Source organism: Paenibacillus medicaginis, from assembly GCF_042138635.1.
In the GTDB taxonomy this organism is placed as follows: domain Bacteria; phylum Bacillota; class Bacilli; order Paenibacillales; family Paenibacillaceae; genus Paenibacillus; species Paenibacillus medicaginis.
On sequence record NZ_JBHIRY010000029.1, the window covers coordinates 40,792 to 58,454 of the forward strand.

General features: G+C 53.3%; 19 protein-coding genes. All 19 read left to right on the forward strand.

What is annotated here, in order from left to right:
* Positions 1 to 38 precede the first annotated feature (38 nt).
* The 19 genes from ndk to ACE5LO_RS22455 all read left to right on the forward strand — a co-directional run bounded on the left by ndk (position 39) and on the right by ACE5LO_RS22455 (position 17,496).
* A complete protein-coding gene (gene ndk / locus ACE5LO_RS22365; RefSeq protein WP_375522181.1) occupies positions 39 to 482 on the forward strand; it encodes a nucleoside-diphosphate kinase in 444 nt (147 codons plus the stop codon).
* A 30-nt stretch (positions 483 to 512) separates the two neighbouring features.
* Positions 513 to 1,313, forward strand: a complete 801-nt coding sequence (locus tag ACE5LO_RS22370; RefSeq protein ID WP_375522182.1) for a CheR family methyltransferase — start codon at positions 513 to 515, stop codon at positions 1,311 to 1,313.
* Positions 1,314 to 1,482: 169 nt separating this feature from the next.
* Positions 1,483 to 2,652, forward strand: coding sequence for a chorismate synthase (aroC, locus tag ACE5LO_RS22375; RefSeq protein WP_375522183.1), 1,170 nt, complete (start codon positions 1,483 to 1,485; stop codon positions 2,650 to 2,652).
* Between the two features lies 1 nt (position 2,653).
* Positions 2,654 to 3,745, forward strand: coding sequence for a 3-dehydroquinate synthase (aroB, locus tag ACE5LO_RS22380; protein WP_375522184.1), 1,092 nt, complete (start codon positions 2,654 to 2,656; stop codon positions 3,743 to 3,745).
* 3 nt (positions 3,746 to 3,748) lie between these two features.
* Positions 3,749 to 4,132: a chorismate mutase gene (gene aroH, locus ACE5LO_RS22385; protein ID WP_375522185.1), complete on the forward strand. Its 384-nt coding sequence runs from the start codon at positions 3,749 to 3,751 to the stop codon at positions 4,130 to 4,132.
* 384 nt (positions 4,133 to 4,516) lie between these two features.
* Positions 4,517 to 6,067 carry an anthranilate synthase component I gene (gene trpE, locus ACE5LO_RS22390; RefSeq protein ID WP_375522186.1) on the forward strand — a complete coding sequence of 517 codons (1,551 nt, stop codon included), beginning with the start codon at positions 4,517 to 4,519 and terminating at the stop codon, positions 6,065 to 6,067.
* Between the two features lie 52 nt (positions 6,068 to 6,119).
* Entirely contained in the window at positions 6,120 to 7,163 is a 1,044-nt protein-coding gene (trpD, locus tag ACE5LO_RS22395; protein WP_375522187.1) for an anthranilate phosphoribosyltransferase, read from the forward strand.
* Entirely contained in the window at positions 7,153 to 7,935 is a 783-nt protein-coding gene (gene trpC, locus ACE5LO_RS22400; RefSeq protein WP_375522188.1) for an indole-3-glycerol phosphate synthase TrpC, read from the forward strand. The genes trpD and trpC overlap by 11 nt, the downstream gene beginning before the upstream one ends.
* 21 nt (positions 7,936 to 7,956) lie before the next feature.
* Complete coding sequence (locus tag ACE5LO_RS22405) at positions 7,957 to 8,670, forward strand: phosphoribosylanthranilate isomerase (protein ID WP_375522189.1); 714 nt, start codon at positions 7,957 to 7,959, stop codon at positions 8,668 to 8,670.
* On the forward strand, positions 8,654 to 9,850 hold the full coding sequence (gene trpB, locus ACE5LO_RS22410) for a tryptophan synthase subunit beta (protein ID WP_375522190.1): 1,197 nt from the start codon (positions 8,654 to 8,656) through the stop codon (positions 9,848 to 9,850). Before ACE5LO_RS22405 ends, trpB begins: the two co-directional genes overlap by 17 nt.
* Positions 9,847 to 10,653: a tryptophan synthase subunit alpha gene (gene trpA / locus ACE5LO_RS22415; RefSeq protein ID WP_375522191.1), complete on the forward strand. Its 807-nt coding sequence runs from the start codon at positions 9,847 to 9,849 to the stop codon at positions 10,651 to 10,653. The genes trpB and trpA overlap by 4 nt, the downstream gene beginning before the upstream one ends.
* 29 nt (positions 10,654 to 10,682) lie before the next feature.
* Complete coding sequence (gene hisC / locus ACE5LO_RS22420; protein ID WP_375522192.1) at positions 10,683 to 11,786, forward strand: histidinol-phosphate transaminase; 1,104 nt, start codon at positions 10,683 to 10,685, stop codon at positions 11,784 to 11,786.
* Between the two features lie 23 nt (positions 11,787 to 11,809).
* On the forward strand, positions 11,810 to 12,898 hold the full coding sequence (locus ACE5LO_RS22425; protein ID WP_375522193.1) for a prephenate dehydrogenase: 1,089 nt from the start codon (positions 11,810 to 11,812) through the stop codon (positions 12,896 to 12,898).
* A gap of 433 nt (positions 12,899 to 13,331) precedes the next feature.
* The gene (locus ACE5LO_RS22430) at positions 13,332 to 13,925 is read left to right on the forward strand and encodes an RNA polymerase sigma factor (RefSeq protein ID WP_511055479.1); all 594 of its coding nucleotides are present in this window, start codon (positions 13,332 to 13,334) and stop codon (positions 13,923 to 13,925) included.
* A 20-nt stretch (positions 13,926 to 13,945) separates the two neighbouring features.
* Positions 13,946 to 14,536 (forward strand): anti-sigma factor, encoded by a 591-nt coding sequence (locus ACE5LO_RS22435; RefSeq protein ID WP_375522194.1) that lies wholly within the window; start codon positions 13,946 to 13,948, stop codon positions 14,534 to 14,536.
* 227 nt (positions 14,537 to 14,763) lie between these two features.
* Positions 14,764 to 15,339 carry a histidine phosphatase family protein gene (locus ACE5LO_RS22440; protein ID WP_375522195.1) on the forward strand — a complete coding sequence of 192 codons (576 nt, stop codon included), beginning with the start codon at positions 14,764 to 14,766 and terminating at the stop codon, positions 15,337 to 15,339.
* Positions 15,340 to 15,626: 287 nt separating this feature from the next.
* Positions 15,627 to 16,733, forward strand: coding sequence for a hypothetical protein (locus ACE5LO_RS22445; RefSeq protein WP_375522196.1), 1,107 nt, complete (start codon positions 15,627 to 15,629; stop codon positions 16,731 to 16,733).
* A gap of 54 nt (positions 16,734 to 16,787) precedes the next feature.
* Positions 16,788 to 17,291, forward strand: coding sequence for a gamma carbonic anhydrase family protein (locus tag ACE5LO_RS22450; RefSeq protein WP_375522197.1), 504 nt, complete (start codon positions 16,788 to 16,790; stop codon positions 17,289 to 17,291).
* Between the two features lie 25 nt (positions 17,292 to 17,316).
* On the forward strand, positions 17,317 to 17,496 hold the full coding sequence (locus ACE5LO_RS22455) for an IDEAL domain-containing protein (protein WP_375353501.1): 180 nt from the start codon (positions 17,317 to 17,319) through the stop codon (positions 17,494 to 17,496).
* Positions 17,497 to 17,663 lie beyond the last annotated feature (167 nt).

Consider the following 17,663-nt stretch of genomic DNA (forward strand, 5'->3'; position numbering starts at 1 on the left):
ATCTAGCCAAAACTGTATTTGCGATAGGGAGTGAGCCAATGGATCGTACATTTTTGATGGTTAAACCTGACGGTGTTCAGCGCGGGCTGATCGGGAGAATTATCAGCCGCCTGGAAGACAAGGGCTTCAAATTAACGGCCGCGAAGCTTGTGCAAGTGACCCGGGAACAGGCCGAACGTCATTATGAGGAGCATAAGGGGAAACCCTTTTTCGAAAATCTGGTCAATTTCATTACATCCGGACCGGTTCTCGCCATGGTTTGGGAGGGGGACGACATTATCGTCCTTTCGCGCACTCTGATTGGCAAAACGTCGGTCACTGAAGCGCTTCCCGGCACGATTCGGGGAGACTTCGCCGCGCACACCCCCTTTAACCTGATTCACGGTTCCGACTCGCCTCAAAGTGCCGACCGGGAAATTGCCAACTTTTTTGGTCCTGAGGAAGAGGTTCAATACGATAAAAGCGTAGCGGCCTGGATCTAAGCTTAACTTATTGCACAAAGGAATGGTATCATGAGTGAGCTGGAACACGGTCAGCCAGACCCTGACTATAGCGCATTTATCAGTAGCATCAAAGACAGCACAGGCATTGATCTCGCACAGTACAAGGAAGCGCAGATGAAGCGCCGGCTTACGACACTTCGCAACAAGAACGGATTCACCAGCTTTGTTTCATTTTATAACGCCATGATGAAGGAAAAGCCGCTTTTTTATGAATTTTTGGATCGCATGACGATCAATGTATCCGAATTCTGGCGCAATCCCAACCGCTGGGAGGTGCTCAGGGATGTTATCCTGCCAGGGCTGCTGGCGGACAACCGTAAGCTGAAGCTGTGGAGCGCGGCCTGCTCTACCGGCGAGGAGCCGTACAGTCTGGCGATGGTGCTTGACGGCAAAGGCATTCTGGGGAATTGTACTATTCTGGCTTCGGATATTGATGATGGTGCCCTGGCGAAAGCTCAGGAGGGCAAATATCTGGAGCGTTCGTTGAAGGATGTGCCCAAGGACGTGGCCAGCAAGTATTTCAAGCCTGACGGTCAGATGTTTCGGGTCGATGACCGCCTCAAGCAGGCCATCCGGTTCCGTAAACAGAATCTGCTGCTGGACAAGTTTGAGGAAGGGTACGACCTGATCATCTGCAGAAATGTCATGATCTATTTTACGGAAGAAGCGAAGCATCAGCTGTATCATAAGTTTGCGGCAAGCCTCCGTCCGGGAGGAGTGTTGTTCGTAGGCAGCACAGAGCAGATTTTCTCGCCCGGCCAGTATCATCTGGAAGCGACGGAAACGTTTTTTTACCGCAAAAAATCGTAATGCCGATTGTGAATCACGCCTCTTTTCCTGCAACGGAGGGAGGGGTGATTTTTTTACACATTTTTCTTACATACCAAGTGCATTTCTTGTCAAAGCGCATACCCTGTACTATAATGAGTTAACGGATTTTAGCGATGTACAGTTTAACAGTTTAAAGGGGGAACGCAGCATGGGTTTACGCTACTTGACAGCAGGGGAAACGCACGGACCCCAATTGACGGCTATTGTGGAGGGTCTGCCAAGCAACCTGCGCCTGGATTTCGAGGAAATTAATTTTCAGCTGCAAAGACGCCAGAAAGGCTACGGCCGCGGACGCCGGATGCAGATTGAGACAGATACGGCCAATATCGTTGGCGGTGTACGGCACGGATATACTACAGGAGCGCCTGTCGCCATTGTCGTAGAGAACAAGGACTGGACACACTGGCGGAACATTATGAACATTGAGCCGATCGAGGGTACGGATGAGGAGAAGCGGCGAGTGCATCGTCCGCGTCCCGGTCATGCGGATCTGAACGGCGGGTTGAAATACAATCTGAAGGATCTGCGCAACGTACTGGAGCGCTCAAGCGCCCGGGAAACGGCGATTCGTGTCGCCTGCGGTGCGCTGGCTCGCCAGCTGCTGGCCGAATTCGGGATCAAGGTGGCCGGCCAGGTCATCCGTATCGGGGAAATCGAGGCTCCTTACAAAGAACTGCCGATTGACGAGCTGATCGCCGTCACAGAGGCATCCTCCGTTCGTGTAACCGACCCGGAGACCGAGAAGAAGATGGAAGCCTATATTGACGAGATCAAGAAGGAAGGGGATTCCGTCGGCGGCATCGTGGAATGCATCGTGGAAGGTGTGCCGATTGGTCTTGGCAGTCATGTGCAGTATGACCGCAAGCTGGATGGCCGTATTGCCCAAGGGGTCCTGTCCATCAACGCCTTCAAGGGTGTGGAAATCGGCATCGGATTTGAAGCGGGCAAGCTGCGCGGCTCCCAGGTGCATGACGAGATCCTGTACACAGAGGAACAGGGCTATCACCGCCGAACGAACCGCCTCGGCGGCTTTGAAGGCGGCATGACAAACGGAATGCCAGTGGTTGTGCGCGGAGTCATGAAGCCGATCCCTACACTGTACAAACCGCTTCAGAGCGTAGATATTGACACCAAGGAAGCGTTCACGGCCCAGGTTGAACGTTCGGACGCCTGCGCCGTGCCGGCTGCCAGCGTGGTCATGGAGCATGTGGTCGCATGGGAAATTGCAAAGGCGTTGCTTGAGAAGTTCGGCGGGGATTCCATTGAGGAAATACGCGCCAACATGGCAGCCTATCAGGCACAGCTGGAAAGGTACTAAGATGGGGACACTGACTGTTGAGCTGGGAGAAAGATCCTACCCGATTTATATCGGGCAGGGATTGCTGGAAAAGGCCGGGGCCTATTTTGAACAGCGCGGACTGTCCAAGAAAAGTCCCCATTTGATTATAAGCGATAGCAATACGGCGCCGCTCTATTTAAATAAATTGACTGAGAGTCTCGCAAACGCAGGATACAATACGCTGACTTTCGTCGTGGAAGCAGGGGAAAAGTCCAAATCGCTGTCCGTTTATGAAGAGGTCATTACAGCCGCCATTGAAGGCGGGCTGGACAGAAGCTCTTCCATCACGGCGCTGGGCGGCGGGGTTGTCGGAGATCTTGCGGGCTTTGCCGCGGCAAGCTATATGCGCGGCATTCGCTTCGTCCAGATTCCGACCACGATTCTGGCCCATGACAGCAGTGTCGGCGGCAAAGTAGGCATTAATCATCCTCTGGCGAAAAATATGATCGGCGCTTTTCATCAGCCTGAGCTGGTCCTGTATGACGTGGATACACTGCTCACGCTGCCGCCGCGGGAGGTATCCGCGGGCCTTGCGGAAATGCTCAAGCACGGCTTGATCTGGGACGCCGATTTTGCCTGCTGGTGCCAGGAACATGCGCAAGGGCTGCTGGCGCTTGAGCCGGAAGCGCTGGAGTATGGCTTGGAGAAGGGCTGTGCAGTCAAAGCGAAGGTTGTTTCCCAGGATGAGAAGGAGAACGGGCTACGCGCGATTTTGAATCTCGGGCATACTATCGGCCATGCGATTGAGGCGATCGCCGGTTACGGCACGCTACTGCACGGCGAGGCGATTTCCATCGGCATGGTGGGCTCCGCTATGCTCGGTGTGCGGCTTGGCGCAGATCCGTCCCTCGTGCAAGAGACGAGAGCCATGCTGCAGTCGCTGCGGCTTCCGGTCGTTCTGCCCCGTGAGCTGGAGACCGATGCCATAATGAGCGCGATGATGCATGATAAAAAGTTTAAAGAGGGCAGCATTACGTTTGTAGTGCCCCTTTCCATCGGACAGGTGGAGATCCGGAAGGACATTCCTGCCTCCCTTGTCAGGGAAATCGTGGAACAGCTGAAGGAGGTGTAAGCCTTGTACAACCGAGGAATTCGCGGGGCGACAACCGTCACGCACAATGATGAGCAGGAAATTCTTGAAGCTACCGTGCAGCTGCTGTCCGAGCTGGTGAAGCGCAACGATCTGGACCCGGAATATATATCGAATATCTGGATTACCATGACCCAGGACCTGAATGCGACCTTCCCCGCCAAGGCGGTCCGGCAGCTGGAAGGCTGGGAGTTCGTGCCTCTGATGTGCTCTGTTGAAATTGATGTCAAAGGTGGTCTGTCCAGATGCATCCGGCTGCTGATACAGGTGAACACAGAGAAATCACAGCGCGAGATAAAACATGTGTATTTGAACGGGGCTCAGGTGCTTCGTCCCGATTTGGCGGTTGCCTCCCGGTCGGATATGTGAGCAGCATCAAGGTTGCCAGAAGCGTATAAATAGGATATAGTGATGTCAGTAGCAGAGTCAGAGTAGAGTGAGTTTGAGTTGAGATTGAGAAGAGTGCAGTTTAGAGCCGAGTCCATATGCATGATAACCGAAAGGAACGGTATGCTGTTTTACCCTTGAGAGGGGAACAGGCATATTATTCTTTGGTGTAGGGGAATAGACTGCTTGCGGAAGCTGTAGTTGCCTTGCAGGGAGAAGTTTCTTTTGTGTAAATACGGTGTTCGGGATGCCGTACATATGGCAGCATTCTTATAATTTCAATGATGAACAAGCCTCTACCGGCCGGTAGAGGCTTTTTTTGACTGTTCAGTTCATTCTGCTTCAAATTTGAGAGGAAGTGAACCCATGTTAACCCCAAATGTTGAACAAGTGATTTCCATGTCCGGTGAATTCAATCTGATTCCGGTATACAAGAAGGTGTTGGCCGATATGGAAACGCCAATCCGGATTTTCCGCCGCTGTGTGGACAGAGACCGGGCCTTTCTGCTCGAGAGTGTGGAAGGAGGGGTGCAGTGGGCACGCTATTCTTTTATAGGGACAGATCCATTTCTTATGATTTCCGGCAAAAAAGGACGAATTACGCTTGAACAAAACGGGGAGAAGCGGGTGCTGGAAGGAAAGCCAGTAGAGTCCCTGAAAGCACTGCTGCGCGGCTACCGCAGCCCGCGCCTTGAGGATATGCCTCCTTTTACAGGCGGCGCTATCGGCTTTTTCGGTTACGATCTGCTCCAATATTATGAGAAGCTGCCGGAGCATGCTGTCGACGATCTCAATATGGACGATATCCGCTTTATGTTCTGTGATCAGATTATCGTTTTTGACCATGTCAAGCAGCAGATGATGCTTGTGGGCAATGTCCATATTCATCAGGGAGCTTCAGATGAGGAGATCAGGCTTGCCTATGCAGAGGTGGAGCGGAAGCTGGAAGCAGTGGCAGAGCGGCTGCGGGAGCCGGTCGCGGGAGATTTTGGCGGTGCGGCCGTCGTGCCTGGCGATGTGGAGCTCGGAGAAATCCATTCCAACCTGACGAAGGAGCAGTTCATCGGCAATGTTGAGCGGGCGAAGGAATACATCCGGGCAGGGGATATATTTCAGGTGGTGCTGTCCCAGCGTTTTCATATTGATACCGAGGTATCGCCGCTGCAGGTGTACCGGACACTTCGTACGCTGAACCCATCGCCCTACATGTATTATTTGAAAATGGACGAAGAGATCATCGTAGGCACTTCTCCCGAGGCTCTGGTGAAGGTAGAGAACGGCCGGGTCGAGACGAGACCGATTGCGGGTACGCGCCCACGGGGGGGCGGTGAAGAAGAAGACAGGGCGCTTGCCGAGGAACTGCTTCAGGATGAGAAGGAACGCGCCGAGCATCTCATGCTCGTGGATTTGGGCCGCAATGATTTGGGCCGCGTTTCCGAATTTGGAACAGTAAAATGCGATACCTTCATGGAAATTGAGCGTTATTCGCATGTGATGCATATCGTTTCCAACGTCTCCGGGCGCCTGGCCGAGGATAAGGATTTCTTCGACGCCTTTCTGTCCTGTCTGCCTGCGGGTACCGTGTCGGGAGCACCGAAGCTGCGGGCGATGGAAATTATCGCCGAGCTTGAACGGGAAGCGCGTGGTGCGTATGCAGGCGCTATCGGTTATCTTGGCTTTTCCGGAAATATGGACTCCTGCATTACGATTCGGACCATTGTCTTCAAAAAAGGCCGCGCTTACGTCCAGGCTGGCGCCGGTATCGTCTGGGATTCGGTGGCGGAAAGCGAGTATCAGGAGACGGTCAATAAAGCCAAAGCCATGCTGAAGGCGATCCGTACAGCAGAAGCCATGTTCGCACAGCCGAAGCGGCAGAGCGATGTCCTGAACCAGGATTACCTGTACAACTCCCGATAATCGGCGGGATTCGGCTGACAGTCGTAATTTTATGGACGATAAGGAGGAAAATATGGTGGAAAGGCAGCATCTTATACAGGCAGGGTTAAATCAAGTGTTGCAGGGGTCGGATTTGTCACGTTTCGAGGCACGCGCCATCATGGAACGGATTATGACGGGGGAAGCGACACCGGCGCAAATCGGAGGACTGTTGGCGGCGTTGCGCATGAAAGGAGAGACGGTTGACGAGATCACCGGCTTTGCTGAGGCGATGCGCAGTCACGCCGGCAAGATAGCCGTCAGCGGCGAGCAGCTGCTGGATACATGCGGCACCGGGGGGTCAGGCATTCATAAATTCAATATTTCCACGGTGTCGGCCATCATTGCGGCTGCGGAATCGGTTCGGGTAGCGAAGCATGGCAACCGCTCCGCCAGCGGGCGGGCTGGCAGTGCCGATGTGCTGGAGGCTTTAGGGGTCAATATTCATTTGTCCGGCGAGCAGGCAAGACACTGTCTGGACAGAATCGGCATCTGCTTCCTGTTTGCACAGGTGTATCACCCGTCCATGAAGTATGCCGCCGCACCGCGCCGTGAATTGGGAGTCCGTACCGTATTTAACATGCTGGGACCGCTCACGAATCCGGCAGGGGCAGACCGCCAACTGCTCGGCATCTATGATAACAGCAAGACGGAAGTAATCGCATCGGTGCTGAACCAGCTCGGGTCCAAGCGCGCGCTGGTCGTCAGCAGCGCTGAGGGATTGGACGAAATCAGCATTTCGGGACCGACAACAGTGTCCGAGCTGAAGGATGGAGCGGTGATAACTTATGAAATCACCCCTTCTGATTTGGGACTGCGTAGCCATCCGCTTGAGCATGTGCTCGGCGGGGATGCCGCGGACAACGCGGACATCATCCGCACAATTCTGAATGGTGAGAAGGGGCCGTACAGGGATGTCGTGCTTGCCAACGCGGGAGCCTGCATTTATGTGGCAGGTAAGGTTTCTTCACTCCAGGAAGGAGTTCACAGAGCGGCCAAAGCGATTGATTCGGGCAGAGCTTTGGAGAAGCTGGAGCAGTTAATTCAGGCAACGGGGGAATACGAATATGTATCTTGATAAAATTGTGGTTACCAAGCAAAAGGAAACAGCGGCGCTGAAGGAGCATTTTTCCATTCTTGAAGCGGAGCGGACGATTGCGGACATGCCGCCGGCGCGCGGCTTCGAGGATGCGCTGGCCAACCGGCTCAAACGGAGGCTGGGGCTGATTGCCGAGGTCAAAAAGGCGTCTCCCTCCAAGGGACTGATCCGGCCTGACTTCGATCCGGTCCAGATCGCCCGCGCCTATGAGGCTGCAGGGGCAGACTGTATTTCGGTGCTGACGGATGTGGATCACTTTCAGGGAAGCCCCGATTATTTGCGGGAAATCAGACAGGCAGTCGGACTTCCGTTGCTGCGTAAGGATTTCGTCATCGACGAAATGCAAATTTACGAAGCCCGCCTCCTTGGAGCGGATGCCGTGCTGCTCATTGCTGCCATTCTGGATAAGGAACGTATGCGCCGCTTCCTGGGCACTGCGCGTGAAGCGGGGCTGGATGCGCTGGTGGAAGTGCATGACAGAGCGGAAATGGAAATGGTGCTTGAGCTTGGGGCAACCCTGATCGGTGTCAATAACCGCGACCTCAAGACGTTTGAGACACGTCTGCAGACGACGGAGGAGCTGGCCGAGCTGGTCACAGAAGGTATCACCCTGATCAGCGAGAGCGGAATCGCCGGACCGCAGGATATTGAGTATTTGTACAACAAAGGGGCAAAGGGCGTGCTTGTCGGCGAATATCTGATGCGGCAGCAGGACGTAGGCCAGGCCGTTCATGCTTTGATGGAAGGCTGAATATAGCAGAGTTTATGATGCATGAAGAAAGAAAGGAGGGACAGTTCAGTGTTGGAAACGGCAGTAAAAATTTGTGGACTTCAAAGCGTTGAAGTGCTAAAATCAATGGTACATTTAAATATCGATTATATCGGATTTGTATTTGCGGACAGCAAGCGCCGCATCGGCCCAGAGCAGGCGGCTGAGCTTATAAAGGTGCTGGGGGATTGGAAAACGGATCGCTGCCCTCGTAGCGTGGGCGTGTTTGTCAACCCGGACATCGAGCAGCTGCAGGAGGTTATGGACATGGCGCAATTGGATGTGATCCAGCTTCACGGTAAGGAAAGCCCCGCTTTCTGCGCTTCTGTCAAGGAACGGTTTGGAACATCGGTGATCAAGGCGTTCCCGGTTCAGGGAGGTGCCGATGCTGCAGCGGTTGGTGCTGAACGGCTGGACCCCTACGTAGGCCAAGTTGACGCTTTCCTGCTGGACACCTATGATCCCTGCTATGAGGGAGGATCGGGCCGCACCTTTGTCTGGGAGGCCATTCCTTCTTATCACGAGCGTGCAGGGATGTACGGCATCCCTTTATTTATTGCCGGCGGTCTCACTCCCGGCAACGCGGGCGAGCTCATCTCGGCCTATGGTCCGGAGGGGCTCGACGTGTCCAGTGGTGTGGAGACGGACGGTGTCAAAGACATAGCAAAAATTACAGCATTCGTGGAAAGGGTGAAGCGTCATGGCACAACTGCCTGATCTTAACGGCCGTTTCGGCGTTTTCGGGGGACGATTCGTACCAGAGACGCTGATGAACGCTCTGATCGAGCTGGAGGAATCCTACCGGAAATATGCGGACGATCCGGAATTTAATGAAGAACTGAACTATCTGCTGAAGCAGTATTCCGGCAGGGAGACCCCGCTATATTATGCGGAACGGCTCACGAAGCATCTGGGCGGAGCAAAGATATATTTGAAGCGCGAGGATTTGAACCATACGGGAGCGCACAAAATCAACAATGCGCTCGGCCAGGGACTGCTTGCAAAAAGAATGGGCAAGCATAAGGTCATCGCCGAGACAGGCGCAGGCCAGCACGGTGTGGCCACCGCCACGGTTGCCGCCTTGATGGGACTGGAGTGCAAGGTCTTCATGGGTGAGGAGGATACGGTGCGCCAGCAGTTGAACGTATTCCGCATGAAGCTGCTCGGCGCGGAGGTCATCCCTGTGACCTCAGGGTCCAGAACATTGAAGGATGCCGGCAACGAGGCCCTTCGCTACTGGGTCAGTCATGTGCATGATACGTTCTACATTCTCGGCTCAGCGGTCGGCCCGCATCCGTATCCGATGATCGTCCGCAATTTCCAGCGTGTGATCGGGGACGAAACCCGGCGACAAATCCTCGAGAGCGAAGGGCGGCTGCCGGATGTCGTCGTCGCGGCCATTGGCGGCGGCAGCAACGCCATCGGCATGTTCTATCCTTTTATCGAGGATAAGGAGGTGGCTCTCGTCGGTGTTGAAGCGGCGGGCAAGGGTATGGATACAGACCTGCATGCAGCAACGATGACCAAGGGTACGCACGGGGTCTTCCAGGGCTCCATGAGCTATCTGCTGCAGGACGAGTACGGGCAGGTGCAGCCGGCCCACTCCATTTCGGCAGGCCTGGATTATCCGGGCGTAGGTCCGGAGCACTCCTATCTGAAGGATATTCAGCGGGCCAAATATGTGCCCATTACCGATGCCGAGGCGCTGGATGCGCTGCAGCTGCTGTGCAGAACGGAAGGAATACTGCCAGCTCTGGAGTCCTCCCATGCGGTGGCAGAGGTCGTTAAAATGGCTCCCGGCATGTCCAAGGATGACATTATCGTGATCTGCCTGTCCGGACGGGGAGACAAGGACGTGGAATCGATTATGAAACATACGGGAGGCGGACAGTCATGAACTTGATGGATGCAACGTTTAAACGCCTCCGTGAGGAAAAAAAGACGGCGCTGATCCCGTTTTTGACGGTTGGTGATCCGGATGTGGAGACGACGGTGGACATTATCCGCGAGCTGGAGGAAGCCGGGGCGGATATGCTGGAGCTCGGCGTTCCGTACTCCGACCCCCTGGCAGACGGGCCGGTCATTCAGCGCGCTTCGGAGCGGGCTTTGCAGAACCGGATTACGATCCGCACTTGTCTGGAGGCGGCGGATAAGGCAAGGGAAGCCGGGGTGCGGATGCCGTTTATTCTCTTTACTTACTACAACCCAGTGCTGCAAATGGGAATGGAGACGTTCTTTGCCGCTTTGCAGGAGCACGGAATCAGCGGTATCATCATCCCTGACCTGCCGGTTGAAGAGGCCGAGGAGCTTGGACGTCAGGCGGAGCAGGCCGATGTAAATCTTGTGCCACTCGTCGCGCCGACCTCGGATACGCGCATCGAGCGAATTGTGCGCAACGCGCGCGGTTTTATATATTGCGTGTCTTCTCTGGGAGTAACGGGGGAAAGAGCGTCATTTTTTGAAGGTGTAGAGCAGTTTATTGAGCGCGTGAAGCGTCATACGGATCTTCCTGTCGCCGTTGGCTTCGGAATTTCCAACGGCGAACAGGTGAAGCGTTTCTCGCGGATTTGCGACGGCGTTGTCGTAGGCAGCGCGATTGTGCGTCAGGTGGAGGAAGCCATCCCGCTGCTGGACGATCCTTCCCGCCGCAAGAAGGGACTGTTGCAAATTCGCAGCTTTGTGGCACAATTGAGAGCATAACCTATTTTGCAGACAAGGAGGCGAGGGCTGTGCAGCCTAAACCGCAAATTGGCAATTTGCCGGTGTACCAGCCGGGTAAACCGATCGAGGAGGTCAAGCGTGAGCTCGGACTGGATCAAGTCATCAAGCTGGCATCCAACGAAAATCCGTACGGGAGCTCTCCAGCAGTCAAGGAGGCCATTCAGGCGGAACTATCCAATTTGAGTCTTTATCCCGACGGAAGTGCTGTAGAGCTGACCAAGGCGCTCGCGCGTCATACAGGCGTGCAGGAGAATCAGGTTATTTTCGGCTGCGGCTCGGACGAGATCATCGCGCTGATTGCAAGAGCCTTCCTGTTGCCTGGAGACGAGAACATTATGGCTGACCAGACCTTCTCGGTTTACAAAAGCAATGCGGATATTGAAGGAGCACTCTCGGTCGAGGTTCCGCTTGTGGATGGGGTACACGACCTGAACGCCATGCTCTCCCATGTTAATGACCGGACAAAAATCATTTGGGTATGCAATCCGAACAATCCGACAGGCACCATCGTATCCGCGGAAGAGCTGACTCTTTTCCTGGACCGGGTTCCCGGGCATGTCATGGTTGTTCTGGATGAAGCCTATTTCGAATACGTTACAGACAGCTCGTATCCGAACAGTATCCCGTTGCTGTCAAGATACAGCAATTTGGTTGTGCTGCGCACCTTCTCCAAGATTTACGGCATCGCGTCTTTGCGGGTCGGCTACGGAATCGCCCAGCCGGAGGTCATCCGGCTGATTAACCAGGTGCGTGAGCCTTTCAACACATCGCGGATCGGTCAGGCCGCTGCTATTGCAGCGCTTAGCGATCAGGCCTTCGTGAAGGAATGCCGGGCCAATAACGCCGCAGGCATCGAATATTTGCAAAAAGAATTCAAGAGGCTGGGCCTTGCCGCTTTTCCGGCGCACGGGAACTTTATTCTGGTGGATGCCGGTCGACCTTCCAAAGAAGTATTCCAATCGCTTCTGCAAAAAGGGGTCATTGTCCGCGCAGGATTTGAGAAATATCCGACCTACATACGCGTAACCGTCGGTTCCCAGTCACAGAACGAAATTTTCATCAGCGTGCTTGAACAGGTGCTGGGCCTGGAAAAGGCGCAGGTGCAGCCTTAATAACGCGGATAGGAACGATATTCATGAAAATTGCTATATTCGGGGTGGGCCTGATCGGAGGATCGCTCGCGCTTTGCTTTAAAGGCAAACCGGGGATCACCGTCGTAGGCCATGCTCATCTTCCAGAATTATTGGAACCGATGGTCAGCCGCGGAGTCGTTGACTCCGCGACCTTGTCCGTTGAGGAAGCGGCGCTGGACGCCGATTTTATATTTCTGTGCGTGCCTGTAGGACAGCTTGAGCATTATCTGCTGCTGCTGAGCAAGCTTCCGCTGAAAAAAGGCTGCATCATCAGCGATGTGGGAAGTACCAAGCAGTCCATTACCGCGCTTGCGGAGCAGATTCCTTGGGACGATGTTTATTTTATCGGCGGGCATCCGATGGCGGGCTCGGAGCGTTCGGGAATTACAGCCTCGTCGGCCGTTTTATTCGAAAACGCTTATTATGTGCTGTCCCCGGCAGCGGATGTTCCTGAGCAGGTATGCAGTTCCCTTGAAAAGCTGCTGCAGTTTACCGGTGCGCAGATTGTAAGAGTGGAGCCGGGAATGCATGATGATATTGTGGGGGCGATCAGCCATCTCCCGCATATTATCGCTGCTTCCCTGGTAAATCAGGTGCGTACGCATAATGAAGAGAACGGGCTCTACCGCGTGCTTGCCGCAGGCGGCTTCAGAGACATCACGCGTATTGCATCCAGCGACCCGATTGTATGGCGTGATATTCTGCTCAGCAACCGTGATGTGCTGCTGAATCTGTTGCAGGAGTGGAATGAGCAGATTGAACGCTTTACGCGTCTGCTGCTGGAACGGGACGGCGAAGGCATTGAGGACGAATTCAGGACAGCTGGCGCATTTCGCAGTGAATTACCCGAACGGCGGAAGGGAATGATCACTCCTTTATTCGACCTGTACATTGATGTTCCGGACACGCCCGGCATTATCGGCCAAATCGCCACCCAGCTTGGCGATCACCGCATCAACCTCAGCAATATGCAGATTATCGAGAGCAGAGAGGATGTGCCGGGCATTCTGCGGCTGTCGTTCAGACAGGAAGAGGATTGGGAGAAAGCGAAAAAGCTGCTTAGCGAGCAGCGCTACCACGTGGTTGTTTAAACGAAGCAAAATAGCCGGACCGCAGCGCAGGCACTGCAGTGCGGCTATTTTTTTATAAAAAAAGAAAACGCTTTTAAAAAACCGTTGACAAAATGAAAACGGATACATATACTAAAAGTACAGTATGGTTTCTCTCCACTCCTATCCTTTAACTCCACTACTTGCAACATAGTAGTAACCACTTGGGTTCTGGCCTGAGTGGTCTTTTTTTGCTTTTTTCATGTCAAAAGGGTGAACCCCATTGTGGAACTTTTAGATTGCAGCTAATATATGGTACAATGGGTGAGGAAAATTTGGAACATAGATGGCAGCTGTACTTTATAGGGCGCGAAGAGACAAGAGAGCGCAACTTTTACAAACCTGTTCGGTAATACATAAGTAAGAGGATCGAACGGGGAGGAGGCACATGGGCGAGGAGGGTCTCACTCGGATGATGACGGATTCCCAGTTGATTCAGGAAATTAAGCAAGGGAATATTGAATTATATTCACATTTAATGAGAAGGTATCAGCGGAAGATTCTGGCTTTCGTGTATCATATGCTGAAAAGCTCCGGACTTGAAATGATGGCCGAGGATTTGTGCTCGGAAACCTTTTATAAGGCTTATCGCAGCCTGCACTCTTTTCGGGAAGTGGACGCGTCTTTCTCAACCTGGTTATATACCATTGCGCGGAATACGGTGCTCAGCGAACTGCGCAAGCAGCGCAGCGGCAGCGTACCACTCGAGGAGAGCGGATATACTCCGATCGCCCCTCCGGATGCCATTCCCGAGCAGGCGATATTAAGGACTGAGCAGGTTGAAATGGTGCGGGAGGCGATTAAAAATCTGCCGGAAAAGCAGCGCTCCGCGTTAATATTACGGGAGTATGACCAGTTGGACTATCAGGAGATTGCCAAGGTGCTCGGACAAACGGTGAGCGCGGTCAAGTCGCTTTTGTTCCGGGCCAGGTCAAGTGTAAAGAATCAACTGGAGCCTTATCTTTATGAGCCCCTACTTGAGGAAAGGGAAGGAATGAGCAGCCGATGAAATGCAGGGAGGCTAAGGAATTGTTCGGTGTTTTGAAAGATCTGCCCGAACAAGACCCGCGGCGCAGAATGGTGGAAGACCATAATGCGCACTGCGAGCGCTGTTCGGCGGAATGGTCGGGCTGGCAGCTAAGCCGCTCGGCTATGCTTCAAATTCCCGATGAGGTGTCAGAAGAACAGGCGGAGAACGTCAACCGCCGGGTCATGGATCGGATCTATGCGGAATCGCCCTGGCTCGTGCCGGGTGAAAACCGCCGTTCCCGTATCAGTCCGGCGTTGCGCAGATCCATTTCGGCTTGGATCGCCGGTTTCCTGGCCATCTTTCTGTGCAGTTTTTTGGTTTTGACGATGAGCAGCCATCCGGTGGGGGATGGCCAGGGGCACGCTTCAACCGGAGCACAGCAGTCGGGGATACTGCCGACTGGAGTGGCGGGGGCCGATTCTGTGTCTGACAGCATAAAGGTGGTTATTCCTGAACCGATAAACGGTATTATGGAGCCGCTGATCGGCAATATTGTCCCGGCCTATCCGGAATATTGGATGGTGCTGTCCTTTCTGGCAGTAGCTCTGGCGCTGTTGTCGATCGGCTGGGTGCACCGGGTAAGAAGATAGAGCCCGCACCAAAGATTATAAGTGTATGTTCAAAAAGTCAGGTTTTCAGCACCGAGAAGGTTGAATGAAGATAGGGACTGAGGAGCGGAGCGTACTTAGGGTACGTGAGCACCGGAAGGCCCGGCTGAATTCAAGATTCGATGTCGAGTCCACTTCCTGATTTACTTCGTGATCAAAAGATGACTTTTTGAACAACCTCTACAAGAAACGGGACGTGAGGGAAGAGCATGCTGTTAGGATTGGTCAGACATGGTTTGACGGATTGGAATGTGCTTGGAAGAATTCAGGGCCAAAGCGATATTCCCTTGAATGAAGAAGGCCGGGAGCAGGCGAGATTGCTGGGCATGCGTCTGCAGAAAGAGCCGTATCAATGGGACGCGGTAGTGACGAGCGGTTTATCCCGGGCCGGGGAGACGGGAGAGATTATCGCTTCCATGCTGGGAATCGAGCTGCTGGAGCCGGATGTCCGTCTGAATGAAAGGTCTTTCGGTCAGGTTGAGGGACTGACCCAGGCGGAGCGGGAGAGCAAATGGGGCGCAGACTGGCATCTGCTGGAGCTGGGGCAGGAAAGTGAAGAGGCGATGCGACGGAGAGGACTGGCATTTTTGAAGGCCATATGGGAAGAGAACCGTGACCGCAACTTGCTGGTGGTCTCTCACGGAGCTTTTCTTGCCCAACTGTTCACAGCGCTCTATGAGGACAAGCATTCCGAAAGAATCGGCAATCTTTCGTTAACGATTCTGGAACGACAGGATATTGAATGGTCTCCTGTGCTTTACAACTGCACCAAGCACCTCCTTTAGCAGTAAGCAGCAACTTTACTTCGTTTCACAGGTGTTTGACATATCAGGGATGTCTCAAAGCGGATTTTTTCTTGCTGCAGGACGTCCTTTTTTGGAATAAAAGGCTGAGGAAAGGAGCTGCTTGCACTCATTTCCCGGCCTTTTTGCATTCACGTACTGCGGCTTCGGACTTTATGGATAAATTTAGGTTTAGAAAGCACGCAATCAGTCAAAGCTGATTCTAGACAGCTCAAGAATTACCGGAGTTTGGCAGAAACCATCTGGAGGGCGGCGGGGGCGATGAACCTATGAATCTGGCGGAAATGCTAACTTATGCCGACATCGGCCAATTGAATAGGATTGCCAGCCACTATGAATGCGAATGCAAACCGAACTCCAAACATGAATTAATTCAAGGCATTCTCACAAAGCTGGGACGGCGCGATTTTTTTGAACAACAGGTACGAAATCTGCCATTACCGTACCGCAGGTTTCTGAATACGCTGCTGTTTGATGAACGGCCATATTTCGGCATGGAAGAGCTGATCGCGGCGGCCAGGCAGGCTCTGGATGATGAGGCGGAAATTACGCCACGGGAAATGGTCACACGTCTTCGCAGTGCAGGCTGGCTGTTCAACGGCTCGACGAATCATACCCGGTATCTGTTTCAGGTGCCTGCCGATTTAAAACAGCGTCTGAGCGAAGTGACCAGTCAGCATATGCGGGAACTGATCGAGAGCACGGACGAGCCTGCGGTTTACAGAGACGAGGGGCATTTGCTTGGGGAGGATTTAAAGCTGATGCTGCGCTTCATTGGCTCGCACGAGATTGTGCTGAATCCCGAAGGCGTGATGTATCGCCGCACCCAGCAGCAGATGATAGAGCATCTGCATGTTGCGGAGCCGTTGCTTGGTAAAGGTGGCTGGCGTTTCGGTTACGGGCGATTTTTCAAACACTATCCGGACCGCTTGGCCCTGCTGTATGATTACGCCTTTTACCGCAAGTGGATTGCTGAAGCAGGCGGCCTCCTTGTGTTGACAGCAAAGGGGGAGGAAGCGCTTGATATTCCGACCGAGGAAGAACTGATACAGTTATTCAGGTTTTGGTTAAGACTGTATAAGGGGGCGGTCCCCAATATATCTTCTCTCATATATTGGACCTCCATTTGCGCAAAAAGCTGGGTACCGCAGGCATCCTTGTTCGAACAAATCGGTCCATTCATCAAGCCTTTTTACTACGACAGTCCTGAAGCCGTTTTTGATAAAAGAATCATCCGCATGCTCATGCATTTCGGGCTGCTGCGCGTGGGTGAACATCAAGCCGCCGGAACCGTTGTGCAGATGACGGCGTGGGGCATGAGGACGGCGGGCTGCTGCAGCCCGCCAGGCACCGGGGCAGGAAAGAAGAAGGTTTGACAATAGTACGGCGTATTGCTAGAATCACACCCAAAACAGAAGGGTGGATTCAATATGATCGCTTATCAAGGGAAATGGCCCTCGCTTCATTCGTCGGTTTATACCGCTGAAGGAGCACGTATTATTGGTGATGTTACGATCGGACAGGATTGCTCGATATGGTTCAATGCCGTTCTGCGCGGCGATATGGCACCGATTGCGATCGGTGACCGCAGCAATATTCAGGATGGAGTCATCGGCCATGTCAATACCAACCAGCCGCTGATGGTGTCAGAGGACGTATCTGTTGGCCATGGAGCCATTATTCATGGCTGCTCTATCGGCAAGGGCACATTGATTGGAATGGGGGCTATTGTACTGAACGGAGCAGATATTGGTGAATATGCTTTAATAGGAGCAGGATCGCTTGTGACCGAAAACACGCGTATTCCTCCCTACACGCTTTCGCTGGGCACTCCGGCAAGAGTTGTAAGAGAATTAACGGAGGCCGATTTAAAGCGGATGGCGGATACAACGTTAAACTATGTGGCAAAAGGAAGAGCATATAAAAACTCTTGAAAACCCTTGTTTGGAGGTGCATCCTATGGATAAAATGAAGGTTACTTATGAAGTCATGCTTGGTCTGTCGGCGGAGCTGGTGCTGGATGAAGCATTGCGCAAATACAAAAGCGACAAACTGTACCGTGAAATTGACGAGGCGCTTGCTTCCAAGGATGAAGTAGCTTTCCGAACTCTTACGGATGAACTGAAAACGTTGACTTAATGGCCATTGCAGGTATACGCTTGCGATTCAAAGCCAGTCACAGTAAAATAAAATGGTTATGAAACCTGATCGCTCATGCGGTTAGGTTTCTTTGTGCGCCTCACAGTCGCACCATCTAGGTGGTTCAAATCCACCCGGTAACTTTACCCTTTAAAGTGCCGTAGTCG

Coding starts and splice junctions, on each gene's coding strand:
- ndk (WP_375522181.1), top strand. CDS start 39: ATGGATCGTACATTTTTGATGGTTAAACCTGACGGTGTTCAGCGCGGG.
- ACE5LO_RS22370 (WP_375522182.1), top strand. CDS start 513: ATGAGTGAGCTGGAACACGGTCAGCCAGACCCTGACTATAGCGCATTT.
- aroC (WP_375522183.1), top strand. CDS start 1,483: ATGGGTTTACGCTACTTGACAGCAGGGGAAACGCACGGACCCCAATTG.
- aroB (WP_375522184.1), top strand. CDS start 2,654: ATGGGGACACTGACTGTTGAGCTGGGAGAAAGATCCTACCCGATTTAT.
- trpE (WP_375522186.1), top strand. CDS start 4,517: ATGTTAACCCCAAATGTTGAACAAGTGATTTCCATGTCCGGTGAATTC.
- trpD (WP_375522187.1), top strand. CDS start 6,120: ATGGTGGAAAGGCAGCATCTTATACAGGCAGGGTTAAATCAAGTGTTG.
- trpC (WP_375522188.1), top strand. CDS start 7,153: ATGTATCTTGATAAAATTGTGGTTACCAAGCAAAAGGAAACAGCGGCG.
- ACE5LO_RS22405 (WP_375522189.1), top strand. CDS start 7,957: ATGAAGAAAGAAAGGAGGGACAGTTCAGTGTTGGAAACGGCAGTAAAA.
- trpB (WP_375522190.1), top strand. CDS start 8,654: ATGGCACAACTGCCTGATCTTAACGGCCGTTTCGGCGTTTTCGGGGGA.
- trpA (WP_375522191.1), top strand. CDS start 9,847: ATGAACTTGATGGATGCAACGTTTAAACGCCTCCGTGAGGAAAAAAAG.
- ACE5LO_RS22425 (WP_375522193.1), top strand. CDS start 11,810: ATGAAAATTGCTATATTCGGGGTGGGCCTGATCGGAGGATCGCTCGCG.
- ACE5LO_RS22430 (WP_511055479.1), top strand. CDS start 13,332: ATGACGGATTCCCAGTTGATTCAGGAAATTAAGCAAGGGAATATTGAA.
- ACE5LO_RS22440 (WP_375522195.1), top strand. CDS start 14,764: ATGCTGTTAGGATTGGTCAGACATGGTTTGACGGATTGGAATGTGCTT.
- ACE5LO_RS22445 (WP_375522196.1), top strand. CDS start 15,627: ATGAATCTGGCGGAAATGCTAACTTATGCCGACATCGGCCAATTGAAT.
- ACE5LO_RS22450 (WP_375522197.1), top strand. CDS start 16,788: ATGATCGCTTATCAAGGGAAATGGCCCTCGCTTCATTCGTCGGTTTAT.
- ACE5LO_RS22455 (WP_375353501.1), top strand. CDS start 17,317: ATGGATAAAATGAAGGTTACTTATGAAGTCATGCTTGGTCTGTCGGCG.